Genomic DNA, 13,079 nt, shown 5'->3' with positions numbered 1-13,079 from the left:
ATGACTTTTTCCAGCATCTTCGCGCAGTTCGTCGCATTGCTCGGCGGCATCGCGCTGCAATGGCGCAAACTGTCGGGCACGGAGCCCGCGCCGGCCTGGGGCCAAACGCCCGCCATTCCCGAAGCCAAGCCGCAAGGTGCGATCCCGACCCTGAAGATGCCGACCGCGCGCGGCTGGAGCGAGGGCCACAAGCCGACGGTCGCGCCCGGGCTCAAGGTCAACGCCTTCGCGGCCGGCCTCGACCATCCGCGCTGGATCGAGGTGCTGCCCAATGGCGACGTGCTGATCGCGGAAGCAACGCAGATCGCAGGTCCGCCGCGCAGCGTGTTTCACTACGCCATGCAGGCGACGATGCGCCGCGCCGCGGCGCTCGGCGTGTCCGCCAACCGCATCACGCTGCTGCGCGACAAGGACGGCGACGGCGTCGCCGAGTATCGCGGCGCCTTCATGGAGAACCTCAACCAGCCGTTCGGCATGGCGCTGGTGGGCGACACCTTCTATGTCGGCAACACCGACGGCGTGATGGCCTTTCCCTACGTCGCCAATGCCGACCGCATCACCGCGCAGGGCAAGCGGCTCACGACCTTCAAGCCGAGCGGCCACTGGACGCGCAGCCTGCTGGCAAGCCCCGACGGCAAGAAGCTCTATGCCGGCGTCGGCTCGCTCAGCAACATCGCCGAGATGGGCATGGAGGTCGAGGAAGGCCGCGCCGCGGTCTACGAGCTCGACCTCGCCGCCGGCACGCATCGCATCTTTGGCGCGGGCCTGCGCAACCCCGTGGGACTTGCGTGGGAGCCGACGACCGGCGTGCTCTGGACCGTCGTCAACGAGCGCGACGGCCTCGGCGACGAGACGCCGCCCGATTATCTGACCTCGGTGCGCGACGGCGGCTTCTACGGCTGGCCCTATTGCTACTGGGGCAAGACGGTCGACGACCGCGTCCCGCAGGATCCGGCGATGGTCGCCAAGGCGCTGCAACCGGACTACGCGCTCGGCGGCCACACCGCCTCGCTCGGCCTGTGCTGGATGCCGGCAGGCACCCTGCCCGGCTTCCCAGACGGCATGGTGATCGGCCAGCACGGCTCGTGGAATCGCAGCACGCTGTCCGGCTACAAGCTGGTGTTCATTCCGTTCGCGAACGGCAAGCCGTCCGGCCCCGGTCGCGACATCCTGTCGGGCTTCCTGTCCCCGGACGAGAAGGAATCCTACGGCCGCCCGGTCGGCGTCGTGATCGGCCCCGACAAGAAGTCGCTGCTGATGGCCGACGACGTCGGCAACGTGATCTGGCGCGTGACGGGGGCGTAAAAGTTCACGTCCCCACGCAAAGCGTGGCGCGCTGCTTGCGCAGCAGTGCGATCACGGACAGCGCGGTGATCATCCCGGTCTTGGGATTTTCAGACGGGACGTTCTCGATGCCCATCGAGAACCGCGCCGAATCCGCCTCGACCTCGATGCGATGGACGTTGCGCGTCACGGTGGGGTCGGCCCAGACCTGCATCTGGGTGCGATCGGGCCCGATGCCCGCCAGCGACAGCGCAACGGCGACGTTGACGTTCGCCGGAAAGCCTTTTGCCGCCTCGCGCGCGCTGCCCTCGAACAGTTTCAGCGGCTCGCGCAGATTATCGATGTCGATATTGTTCTCGACGATGAACGGCGCGCCCCTCAGGCCGTCGATCGGCTTGCGCGTCACCATCTTCACCGAATGGATGGTGCCGACCGCGGCGGCGTTGACGGCATCGAGTCCGATCAGCGCGCCCGTCGGCACGAGGATGCGGCCGCCATTGGCACGGGCGAGATCGACCAGATCGAAATTGTCGAGCAGGCCGCCGACGCTGACCACGACCGCAGCCTTGCCCCGCTTCACCGCGGGCTCGACGATCGAACGCAGATGGTTGCTCGGCGCGCATTCGACCACGATGTCGGCGGCGTCGCCGAGCTGGTCGATGGGCATGACTTTCGGCTGATGGCGCAGACCATTGAGGAAGGCCTGATGCTTGGCGGGATCGCGGACGGCCACCGCGGACAGCGCCAATCCCTCGATGCCCTGATCCAGCGCGGTCGCGATCTTGGTGCCGATCGAGCCCAGCCCGGCGATGGCCACCCGCAACTCGTTCGGCGCTTTCTGTTCAGTCATCGCATCCACCTTTGATCCAAGCCAATGTCATAGCCCCTCACGCCTCCCGCGCATAGCTGCGCAGGCGCGTCTCCAGCACCGCCAGCATGGCATCGCGCGCCGGATCGCGCGAGCCGCGCAGCCAGGCCGCCGCGAGCGGCAGGCGGCCAACCGGGCCGCGCTGCTTCGGCCGGAGCGGCACGAAGCGCACGCCCGACACCGCCATCCGCGTGGTCCAGCGCGGCACGATGGCAACGCCGAGCTTGGTTGCCACCAGGTTGATGATGGTCTGCTTCTCGTCGGCGACCTGCACGATGCGCGGCATCAAGCCGGCCTGCTCGAACAGCTTGATGGTGAGGTCGTGGCTGTGCGGCCGCGAGCGGCGGTCCGGCACCAGCATCGCCTCGTCGGCGATGTCGGCGAGCGTGATCGATTTGCGCGCGGCCAGCGCGTGCCGCTGCGGGAACGCCACGATGGCGGTCTCCTGAAGCAGATCGCGGAATTCGAGGCGCTTGTCGGCTCGGTCGGGCGGACGGACGAAGGCGAGATCGAGCGCGCCGGTCAAAATCTTCGGCAGCAACCGGACGGTCTTATCCTCGAGCAGCTGTACCGCGATGTCAGGATGCCTGGCGCGGAAATCGCGCAAGAGCGGCGGCAGGAGCCCGGCTGCCGCACTATCGATGGCGCCGACGCGGAGCCGCCGCGCGGCCCCTGCGCGCGAGCGGTTGCGCAAATTGCTCTCGACCGCCTCGACCCTGGCGAGGATGGCGCGGGCATCGCGCAGCAGCGTCGCACCGTCCTCCGTCAGCGACACCGCGCGCGTCGTCCGCGCGAACAGGCGCGTGCCGAGGTCCTCCTCCAGCAGCCTGATCTGCCGGCCGAGCGCGGAGGGCAGCATCTGGAGCTGCTGCGCCGCGCGGCCGAAATGCAGCTGCTCGGCCGCCGCCACGAAGCATCGAAGCTGATGCAATTCCATTCCTGGTCCTCACTCTCGCCCTGGGCGATCGCATTGTACGAGGACGTCATGGCCGGGCTTGTCCCGGCCATCCACGCCTTTCCCTGCAGCGCGAAGAACGTGGATGCCCGGGACAAGCCCGGGCATGACGCTGGGGAGCTTCAGTGCGCCCAACACCCACCTTACGCGCCTGGCGGGGATTATATCATTTTTTTGTATAAACCAGCGCCAATTGAGTCCCTCTCCTGCCCTCGCTTAGGCTCCACCGCATAACGAAGAACCAGAACCTGAGGAGGCCAGGTGGCGAGCGAGATTCAGACGCGCGTGCTGCGCAAGATCACCTGGCGCATCGTTCCCTTCATCATGCTGCTGTACTTCGTGGCCTTCATCGACCGCGTCAACATCGGCTTCGCCTCGCTGACGATGAACAAGGACATCGGCCTGTCGCCGGCGGTCTACGGCTTCGGCGCCGGCATCTTCTTCTGGGGCTACTTCCTGTTCGAGGTGCCTTCCAACATCATCCTGCACAAGGTCGGCGCGCGGATCTGGATCGCGCGGGTGATGATCACCTGGGGCCTCGTCTCGGCCGCGATGGCGTTCGTGCAGGGGGCGACCAGCTTCTACATCCTGCGCTTCCTGCTCGGCGTCGCCGAAGCCGGGTTCTTCCCCGGCATCATCCTCTACCTCTCCTACTGGTTCCCGGCGCGCCAGCGTGCCGCGGTGACCGCGCTGTTCATGGCGGCAGCCCCGCTCTCGACCGTGCTGGGCTCGCCGATCTCGGGCGCGCTGCTGGAGATGGATGGCCTGTTCGGTTTCAAGGGCTGGCAATGGCTGTTCGTGCTGGAGGCTTTGCCGGCCGTGCTGCTCGGCTTCGTCGTGCTGGGCTTCCTGACCGACCGGCCCGAGAAAGCAAAATGGCTCGCCGAGGACGAGCGCCGCTGGCTGGTCGAGACCATGAATGCGGAGACAACCAGCAAGGCCGCGACCGCAAGTCACAGCATCTGGCGGGGCCTCGCCGATCCACGCGTGCTGGCGCTGTCGCTGATCTATTTCGGCACCTCGGCCGGCCTCTACACGCTCGGCGTCTGGGCGCCGCAGATCATCAAGCAGTTCGGCCTGTCCTCGCTCCAGGTCGGCTTCCTCAACGCATTGCCGGCAACCGCCGCCGTCGTCGCCATGATCCTGTGGGCACGGCATTCGGACCGCACCGGCGAACGCACATGGCACGTCGTCTGGGCTTGCCTGATCGCTGCTGCGGGCCTCGCCTATGCCGGGCTTGCTGCCGGCGTCGTCGCCGTGCTGGTCGCACTCACGCTGGTCAATATCGGCATCTCCTCGGCCAAGCCGCCGCTGTGGAGCATGCCGACGCTGTTCCTGTCCGGTCCCGCGGCCGCAGCCGGCATCGCCACCATCAACTCGATCGGCAATCTCGGCGGCTTCGTCGGGCCCGCCATGATCGGCTGGATCAAGGACCAGACCGGCAGCTTTGTCGGCGGGCTCTATTTCGTCAGCGGTTTGCTCGTTCTCTCGGCGGTCCTGACCCTGCTATTGTCGCGCGCGAAAACCGCGCCCGTCGAACCCGTCCCGCAATCCCACTGACACCCCAAACGGAGCATCTTCATGCGCACCCATTCGATCGCAGCCATTCCCGCCGACGGCATCGGCCCCGAGGTGATCTCGGCCGGCGTCCGCGTGCTGGAGGCTCTGGCAAAACGCAGCGGCGACCTCGCCTTCAACGTCAAGACATTCGACTGGGGCTCGGACTATTACAAGAAGCACGGCGTGATGATGCCGGCCGATGGACTTGCTGAACTCAAGAAGTTCGACGCGATCTATTTCGGCGCGGTCGGCGCGCCTGATGTGCCCGACCACATCACGCTGTGGGGCCTGCGCCTGCCGATCTGCCAGGGCTTTGACCAATACGCGAACGTGCGGCCGACAAAAATCCTGCCGGGCGTCGCCTCGCCGCTGCGCAATGTCGGCGTCGGCGATCTCGACTGGGTGATCGTGCGCGAGAACTCGGAAGGCGAATATGCCGGCATGGGCGGCCGCGCCCATAAGGGCCTGCCGGAAGAGGTCGGCACGGAGGTCGCCGTGTTCACCCGCGTCGGCGTCACCCGCATCATGCGCTATGCGTTCCAGCTGGCGCAGTCGCGGCCGCGCAAGTTCCTGACGGTCGTGACCAAGTCGAACGCACAGCGCCACGGCATGGTGATGTGGGACGAGATCGCCGCCGAGGTCGCGACCGAATTCCCTGATGTGACCTGGGACAAGATGCTGGTCGACGCCATGACGGTGCGCATGACCCTGCATCCGAAGAGCCTCGACACCATCGTGGCGACCAACCTCCACGCCGACATTCTCTCCGATCTCGCCGGCGCACTCGCGGGCAGCCTCGGCGTGGCACCGACCGGCAACATCGATCCGCAGCGCCGCTACCCCTCGATGTTCGAGCCGATCCACGGCTCGGCCTTCGACATCACCGGCAAGGGCATCGCCAACCCGGTCGCGACGTTCTGGACCGGCGCGCAGATGCTCGAGCATCTCGGCGAGAAGGACGCGGCTGCGCGGTTGATGAAGGCGGTCGAACGCGTCTGCGCCGCCGGCGTGCTGACGCCCGATGTCGGCGGCAAGGCGACGACGAAGGAAGTCACCGACGCCGTGATCGACGCCATCCACGGGTCGAACGTGTAGCTGCCCTGGAGAGCACGGAACCGGATATTCGATCCGAGGGGGAGGCTTGGTGCGAGAGCGTCAAGCCCCTTCCAAACCTTGCGTCTTGAATGGCTCAGAATTTTCTGGTCGATGATTCCCAGGCGAATTTCAGCGGACCAATCCTGACGTCACCGCACGCCAAGGCGGGCGAGCTCGTCGCCGACCTTGGCGTTGATGAGCCTGGCCGCCGAGACGTCGCGATCGCCGGCTTTATCTCCCTGCCTGAGCTTGGCAAGCCCGCGCCCGTAGAGCGCGCTTGCCAGATTTGGCGCTGCACCCAATGCCGAATTGTAGTCGTCAATGGCCGCGGCAAGTTGGCCCATCTTCAAGTGGATCAGCGCACGTGAATCGTATGTCGCGGCATCGTTCGATCCTGACTGAATGGCCCTGTCGCAGTCGTCGAGCCCGGCTTGAAGATCGCCGATGACCGCCCGGGTCCAGCACCGCCCGCTCCTGGCCAACGTCAAATCCGGATCGAGGCGGATGGCCTCGTCGAAATCCCGCAGGGCCTGATCATACTGGCTCAGCTTAAGGCGGGCCTCCGCACGATTGGCGAAGGCGCTGCCATAACCGGGATTGAGCCTGATCGCCGCATCGAAAGCCTTGATCGCCTCGTCATACGCGCCCTTCCTCAAGTAGGCCACGCCGCGATTGTTCACCGGCTTGGCGTAGCCTGACGCCAGTTCGATCGCTTGACCGAAATCGCTGATCGCACGATCGTACTCGGCCGTCGCGATGTAGGCGTTGCCACGATTGTTGAAAGCCACGGCCAGCGCGTCCGCCCGGACATCTCCCGAATTGATGAGCACGGTACAGGCGGCAACCCGGGCCTCGGCCGGGATGCGGTCCGCTCCGTTGCACTGCTCAATAGTCTTGAGGCGGCTATTCTTCTGCGGCTGTTGCGCGCCCACCGGCGATCCGAGCAACAGCAGGGCGAGAATGAGGGCGAAGCTGTCGATGACGGTGGCTCTCAAGGCCATGTCCGGATCAGGCTTCGCTGAAACGAGCGGAACTCCGACTTGGACGTTTCGCGCGCCGCGATGGACGAGGAGAGGACGCCTGAAGATCACTTCAGCATCCCCGGCAGATGTTCAGCCTGGGACGGCTCTCCTGGTCGGGCTGCCGCACCGGGGCGCTGACGTGCTTCTTGAGCAATTTGCTCTTGCCCTCTTCGATGAGCGTCGAAAAATTGACAGCGCCGTCGTCCGAAATTTCGATGTGCGGCGTGGTGCCGCGGATTCCCATGGTTGCAACGGGCGTATCGACTTTCATGTCGCCGGTCTTCGCGACCTGGCCAGCGACAAATGTGGCCGTTCCTTTCGTGAGATTGAAAAACGACGAGTTGGACTTGCCGGCCGGTTCGTACACGTACTCATCCAGAGTCATCCGAGCATTGCTCGACAGATTGAACGACGAACCATCGCTGAAATTGATGCTGATCCGACTGTCCGCATCGGTGCGCACTACGTCGCGCAGATACACGGTATCGCCGACCTTGGTTTGAGCAACCTGATCGGGAAGGTTCGCCTGGACGACGACCGCACCTGCGTGCTCGATCGTGACCGAACCCGTGACGGCCACGACCTTTCCGATCGGTTGTGGCGCAACGTCCTGAAGGCCGGGCCTCACGGGATTGACTTGAGCCTGCGCCGGCGCAGCAAGAACCGTCGCGAATGCCCAGGCTAAACCAGCCATCAACGCCGCAATTGTGTGCCCGCACATGACCCGCCCTTTCCGAGAAGATCTTGTCAGCGTGCCCGCTCAATGGGTCTGTGAACCCTGGACAAGCCCGCACGTCGTGCATCGTCAGCATCTACGGCCCGGATTGGTCCTGCGGACCAGCCCTCCAGAGGGAGTACTTCTTTTTTGCCATCGATTTTAGGCCCAAGGCCGTTTGCCTCACCGCGGAAAGTAAGCGACATTTCGCGGAACTCAACGTCAACTGTTCTTGAGAGACGAACGCGCGTCGAGACGCCGCATCTCGCGTGAGCGTGTCGTCGTCTTGGCTATACCCGCGGAGATCGGGTCTTTTCATCAAGCGTTTTCGGCGTGCAGGCCTGGGTTGCCACGCCAGTATTGCCCCGGTGGCGTAGGCAAAACCGACAAGAAGACTGAGGCACCGCACCGAGTCCGAATGAGTCGGCATGCGAGGCCAAACCAATGTTCGTTGCTTTGAGCGTTGACCCCCGGAATGGGGCTGTTATGGCCCTGCCTCTCCAGATCATCGGCACAGTTCAGGCCGTGTTCGGTTACGCGACCCTCAGGCGCGACAACGGCGCGGCGATTAAGGTCAGAGTTGGCGACCTTGTCTGCCGCGGTGACGTAATCGAGACTGCTGCCGATGCGCAACTCGGAATCCGGCTGCTCGACGACACGGTATTCAACGTCTCCAGCGGAGCTTGCATCGAGCTTCGCGAATTCGCCTGCGATGTCCCCGGCTCTTCGCGTTCGACCGTCGTTGCGGTCACCAGCGGGAGCTTTGCTTTTGCCGCCGGGCGGTTGGCAAGCAGTGGCGCCCTGACGGTCGACACGCCCTTCGGAAGCGTTCGCGGCCGTTCCCATGCGAGCGGGTTCGGCATCCTGACGATGGCGGCGTTGACTTTCTCGACGATCAACGACGCACAAGCCACAGACCCAGACGCCACGATTCTGGATGACGACCAAGTCACCTACAAGGACCTTCAGCACGGCGTCTTCGAGCTCATCACCAAGGAGCAGGTGCCGCGACACATCATCGTCGATGATCCTGGCGAGACGATTGTCGTAAAGAGGATCGGCTCCTCGGTCAGCGTGAGCCAGGTTGCGAACAGTGCCGCACGGATGGAAGAGTTGCAGGCGGCCCAACATGACGTGCTCGCCAATCTCACGCGAGGGACGACAGGATCGAGCACACCTCCTTTCGGCGAGTCACTCTCGGTGCAGCATATCAATTTCACGTCGCACGACTCGACTAAGCCGCAAGACCTGCTTCCGCCACTGCCGCCGTTCGACATCCCTGTTCCCATCATCATACATCCGCCGCCGTCTCTGGGCGTGCCAGCCGGACCGGTCGAAGTCGACACGATCCATTTCGACCAGTTCACTACGGCGAGCGGTACTTTCACGGCCAGCAGTTCCGAGACCGGCGCCGTACTGGCCTTCGGCCTCAGCGGAGGAACATCCGGCAGCACGACGCTGAATGGAGTGACCTACAATCTTTCGCAGACGGGTCCCTTTGGCACCCTTTTCCTGAACAGCACGTCCGGCGCCTACGCCTTCGTTCCGAACAACGATGCAATCAACGCCCTGCAATCGCCGACGACGACGAGCTTCCTCATCACAGTTTCGGACGGCTCGCTCTCGGTGAGTCAGGCCTTCACGATCAACATCAACGGCGCCAACGACGCAGCCATCATCTCAGGCAACGTCAATGGCACGGTGGCGGAGGCAGGCGGTGCCGCCAATGCGGCGCCTGGCGCGCCAACGGCAACCGGCACGCTCACGGATGTGGACGTCGACAACCCGGCCAATACGTTCACGGCGGTCAGTTCGCCGACCAGGAGCACGGGTGGCTACGGCTTCTTCACGGTCACGACAGCCGGCGTGTGGACCTACACGCTCGACAACGCCAATCATGCGGTCCAAGCCCTCAACGTCGGGGATACCCTGACCGACACCTTGACGGTGACCAGCGTCGACGGCACCCCGCAAGTCGTCACGGTCACGATCCATGGCAGCAACGACGCCGCCATCATCTCCGGCACCACCGCCAGCGCTGTTACCGAAGCCAGCAGCACCTCGCCTGGTACGTCGATCGCGACGGGCATGCTTGCCGATGTCGACGTCGACAATCCGTCCAACACCTTCGTCGCGGCCGGCTCGCCGACGGCGAGCGTGAGCGGCTACGGCAGCTTTACGATGACAGCCGCCGGCGTGTGGACCTACACGCTCGACAATGCCAACACCAAGGTACAGGCGCTTAACAACGGCCAGACGCTGACCGACAGCTTCACGGTAACCACGGTCGATGGCACTGCACAGGTGGTGACGATCACCATCAACGGCAGCAACGATGCGGCCGTCATTTCCGGACAGACGACCGGTTGCGTGACCGAGGCCGGGGGCATCGCCAACGGGAAGCCCGGGATGCCGGTCGCCTGCGGTACACTGACCGACACCGACCCCGACAATCCGCCGAACACCTTCGTCGCGGTGAGCTCGCCAAAACCAAGCGCAGGCGGCTTCGGCACCTTCACGATGACGGCGTTTGGCACGTGGACCTACACGCTCGACAACGGCAACAGCGCCGTGCAGGCGCTCAATGCCTGCGGCACGCTGACCGACACATTCACTGTGACGACCATCGACGGTACGCCGCAGGTGGTGACCATCAAGATCATCGGCACGAATGACGCCGCCATCATTTCCGGCACCACGACAGGCTCGGTGCTCGAGGCGGGCGGAATCTCACCCGGCAGGCCAGTCGCGGTTGGCACGCTCACCGATACCGATGTCGACAATCCGGCCAACTGCTTCACCGCCGTGACCTCGCCGACTGCAAGCGACTGCGGCTTCGGTACCTTCACGATGACAGACGCCGGCGTATGGACCTATACGCTCGACAACTGCAACAGCGTGGTCAACGCCCTCGATGTCGGCGATACGCTCAGGGATCATTTCACGGTGACGAGCATCGACGGCACCAGGCAAGAGGTGACGATCTCGATCCATGGCGCCAGCGACGGCGACCCCAACGACTTCGACAATCTGGCCACAGGGACGACCGTGGTATCGGATCCTCCGTTCGTCTACGGGACCCCCAGACACGATAGCATCGCCGGCGGTGGCAACATCACCCAGATCGTCTACGGAGGCGCCGGCAACGACACCCTCAACGGCACCGGTGTGAATGACGCCATCTTCGGCGGCTCGAGCAACGACACGATCAAGGGCAACAACGGAGATGACGCCATCTACGGCGGCTCGGGACAAGACACGATCGACGGCTGCAACGGCAACGACACCATCATCGGCGGGCTCGGTGTGGACAAGCTCACCGGCGGCAACGGCAAGGACGTCTTCGTTTATCTGTCGGCGGTCGATTCCAGAGCGGGCCGGTGCGACACCATCAATGATTTCGCATCGGGATGCGACAAGATCGATCTGACGGCTCTCGGCGCGCTCGGATTTGTGATCCTGGCCTTGAACTTCGCAGGCACGTCCGTTCCGGCGCGTACCATCGCCTGGCTGTACGACAGCTCGGCCAATGAGACCGTCGTCTATGTCAATCCGACCGACCAGACCCTTCGGATCGGGGATTCCAGCCTGGTGGAAATTCATCTGCAGGGGATCACGAGCATCGACTCGTCGGATTTCATCGTCGACCCGACCGCCGCGCCGGCGGCGGTCATGGCGGACGCGATCGGCCTAACCGCGATGACGCAAAGTGACACGACCGTCGTCGCGGCCAGCACGTCCAGCCTCGCGACCGACACGACGGCCGAGACCCTCCCCGTCGACCAGATCTCACCGGCTCAAGCAGCCAACGTGAGCCATAGCAACGATGCCGGCCAAAGCCGGACCGGGCCGAGCGAGCATCCCAGCTCTTCCGGCTCGGACGGGACTGCGACACCCAGCCTCGTGGAAATGGCGAGCGTTTCGTCATTGGCGGACTTCAAGTTCGTCTTTGAGCAAATTGGAAAAGACGACAACAACCATCCGAAAGCGATCAGTCCGATCAGCACCGCAACCGAAAGTCATTCGGGACTGGAAGTTCCTTCCAGCACACCGGATGGCTTCCTCTTTGCATCCGCCCAACACACCAACAGCGGCAGCGCTGCCGAGGCGCCTGGTGATGCGAGCGCCGCCGATACCGGGGGCGCGCTTGACTCCAGCCCGTCGAACGAGTCCGCGAAGGGCAGCAACGGTCATTCGAACTTGCATCAAGCAAACGGACACGGTCATCTCGCGGCTGAGGAGCCCGGCGCGTTTGATACTCGGCTGCATTCCAAGGCTAACGGCGCGTTCGGCTCAGAAGCAAATCCGCACGCAGCAGACAATTTTAAATTCCTGAATCCGGGCCACGAGAAATCGAGCACCACCTTCGTGGACGATCTTCCGTCACCGCCCGACCGGCACGGACACGCGGGAGAAGCCAAGGGACATGCTGACGCGGCGCCAATGACCGAGGCTTCGCATACGGACAATGGTGCTCACAACGGACACATCGACCATCCCGTGCAGCACGATCTCATCGTGTGAGGTTGGCTGCTCAGCAAGCTCCGGATCCGCGGGGACGCTAACGCCGGCTTGGCGGCGTCGCCATCGCAGCGGCCGGCTCGGGCGGCGTCAGGTGGCGCGGGACGATGATGGTCTGGCCTGGCGTGAGCTGCGCGTTCTCTGCGAGCGAGTTGCTCTGCGCGAGCGTCCACAGCGGCACGCGGTTGGCGGCGGCGATGCTCTCCAGGGTGTCGCCGCGGCGCACCGGCACCCGTACGCCGCTGTCCCATAACTCGACCAGCGTGTCCCCCGGCACGAGATAGCGCAGCGGCACCGCATCGGCCTGGGTCTGCGGCGGAATGCGCGGCAGCTGCGTCACCATCTCGATGATCTGGCGATGGATCTCGTCCGACTTCTCGATGTTGATATGCGAGACGCGCGCGTTTTCCTTGAGGTCGTAGCTCGCATAGTGACCGCGATAACCGGGCACCGCCACGACATCGCCGCCGCCGAGCACGCTGTCGGACATGAAGATGTTGATGAAGCGCTCGACATTGAGCGGCACGTCGCCGGTCGCATGCGCAGGGTCGATAATGACCACGAGGCTGATCGGGATGTTCTCCTTGGCCGCCATCTCGGAGATCACTATCGAGCACAGCCCGCCCATGGAATGGCCGATCAGCACGATCGGTGCTGGGCTCTCCTTGTAGCTGGCGATGGCCCGGTTGCCGATCAGCCGGCAGATGGTGAATTCGTAGACATCCGCCGAGAAGCCCGCCTTGGTCAGCTTCTCGCTGAGCCGGTCCATGCCGGTCGAGAAGATCGGGCCCATGGCGCCGCGAAACAGGTAGATCTTTGGCGGCGCCAGCGGCGCGAAGGGCGCGGCAGGCGGTGCCGCGGGCACGGCCGGGACCGCCGCCGGCTTCGACTTCGCAGGTGACGCCGCAGCGACGACCGGATTCAAGGCGAGCAGCGCCAACGCTGCCAGCACGACGAGCCGCCTCAAATCCATCATCAGTTGAGCAGTCCCACCACAGGAGGTACGGACCTCCGCCAAACCGGCTCATTGACAACCGATTTGGTGGATTTTGGGGCGCG

9 protein-coding genes are annotated in these 13,079 nt (G+C 64.4%); 4 read left to right on the top strand and 5 right to left on the bottom strand.

Annotation, left to right across the window (positions count from 1 at the left end):
* Entirely contained in the window at positions 1-1,305 is a 1,305-nt protein-coding gene (locus tag QA642_RS11290) for a sorbosone dehydrogenase family protein (protein WP_283084730.1), read from the top strand.
* A 4-nt stretch (positions 1,306-1,309) separates the two neighbouring features.
* Here QA642_RS11290 and QA642_RS11285 read toward each other — a convergent pair whose 3' ends face one another.
* The gene (locus QA642_RS11285) at positions 1,310-2,134 is read right to left on the bottom strand and encodes an aspartate dehydrogenase (RefSeq protein ID WP_283084729.1); all 825 of its coding nucleotides are present in this window, start codon (positions 2,132-2,134) and stop codon (positions 1,310-1,312) included.
* A gap of 37 nt (positions 2,135-2,171) precedes the next feature.
* A complete protein-coding gene (locus tag QA642_RS11280) occupies positions 2,172-3,089 on the bottom strand; it encodes a LysR substrate-binding domain-containing protein (RefSeq protein ID WP_283084728.1) in 918 nt (305 codons plus the stop codon).
* Positions 3,090-3,368: 279 nt separating this feature from the next.
* Between QA642_RS11280 and QA642_RS11275 the strand changes: the two genes are divergently transcribed.
* Together QA642_RS11275 and QA642_RS11270 are read left to right on the top strand one after the other, a co-directional pair.
* Complete coding sequence (locus QA642_RS11275; protein WP_283084727.1) at positions 3,369-4,667, top strand: MFS transporter; 1,299 nt, start codon at positions 3,369-3,371, stop codon at positions 4,665-4,667.
* A gap of 21 nt (positions 4,668-4,688) precedes the next feature.
* Positions 4,689-5,762, top strand: a complete 1,074-nt coding sequence (locus QA642_RS11270; RefSeq protein WP_283084726.1) for a tartrate dehydrogenase — start codon at positions 4,689-4,691, stop codon at positions 5,760-5,762.
* Positions 5,763-5,911: 149 nt separating this feature from the next.
* On the opposite strand, the gene QA642_RS11265 is transcribed toward QA642_RS11270, so the two are convergent.
* Positions 5,912-6,763, bottom strand: coding sequence for a tetratricopeptide repeat protein (locus QA642_RS11265; protein WP_283084725.1), 852 nt, complete (start codon positions 6,761-6,763; stop codon positions 5,912-5,914).
* 91 nt (positions 6,764-6,854) lie between these two features.
* Positions 6,855-7,505, bottom strand: coding sequence for a FecR family protein (locus QA642_RS11260; RefSeq protein WP_283084724.1), 651 nt, complete (start codon positions 7,503-7,505; stop codon positions 6,855-6,857).
* 480 nt (positions 7,506-7,985) lie between these two features.
* Between QA642_RS11260 and QA642_RS11255 the strand changes: the two genes are divergently transcribed.
* Complete coding sequence (locus tag QA642_RS11255) at positions 7,986-12,023, top strand: VCBS domain-containing protein (RefSeq protein ID WP_283084723.1); 4,038 nt, start codon at positions 7,986-7,988, stop codon at positions 12,021-12,023.
* Between the two features lie 37 nt (positions 12,024-12,060).
* Here QA642_RS11255 and QA642_RS11250 read toward each other — a convergent pair whose 3' ends face one another.
* The gene (locus tag QA642_RS11250) at positions 12,061-12,996 is read right to left on the bottom strand and encodes a LysM peptidoglycan-binding domain-containing protein (RefSeq protein ID WP_283084722.1); all 936 of its coding nucleotides are present in this window, start codon (positions 12,994-12,996) and stop codon (positions 12,061-12,063) included.
* Positions 12,997-13,079: the final 83 nt, after the last annotated feature.

Source organism: Bradyrhizobium sp. CB2312, assembly GCF_029714425.1.
Lineage (GTDB): Bacteria > Pseudomonadota > Alphaproteobacteria > Rhizobiales > Xanthobacteraceae > Bradyrhizobium.
This window is presented reverse-complemented; position numbering and strand designations above follow the sequence as displayed.

Bases quoted from the DNA above. Each gene is read 5' to 3' on its own strand.
- QA642_RS11290 (WP_283084730.1), top strand. From the start codon at position 1: ATGACTTTTTCCAGCATCTTCGCGCAGTTCGTCGCATTGCTCGGCGGC.
- QA642_RS11255 (WP_283084723.1), top strand. From the start codon at position 7,986: ATGGCCCTGCCTCTCCAGATCATCGGCACAGTTCAGGCCGTGTTCGGT.
- QA642_RS11270 (WP_283084726.1), top strand. From the start codon at position 4,689: ATGCGCACCCATTCGATCGCAGCCATTCCCGCCGACGGCATCGGCCCC.
- QA642_RS11265 (WP_283084725.1), bottom strand. From the start codon at position 6,763: ATGGCCTTGAGAGCCACCGTCATCGACAGCTTCGCCCTCATTCTCGCC.
- QA642_RS11260 (WP_283084724.1), bottom strand. From the start codon at position 7,505: ATGTGCGGGCACACAATTGCGGCGTTGATGGCTGGTTTAGCCTGGGCA.
- QA642_RS11285 (WP_283084729.1), bottom strand. From the start codon at position 2,134: ATGACTGAACAGAAAGCGCCGAACGAGTTGCGGGTGGCCATCGCCGGG.
- QA642_RS11280 (WP_283084728.1), bottom strand. From the start codon at position 3,089: ATGGAATTGCATCAGCTTCGATGCTTCGTGGCGGCGGCCGAGCAGCTG.
- QA642_RS11250 (WP_283084722.1), bottom strand. From the start codon at position 12,996: ATGATGGATTTGAGGCGGCTCGTCGTGCTGGCAGCGTTGGCGCTGCTC.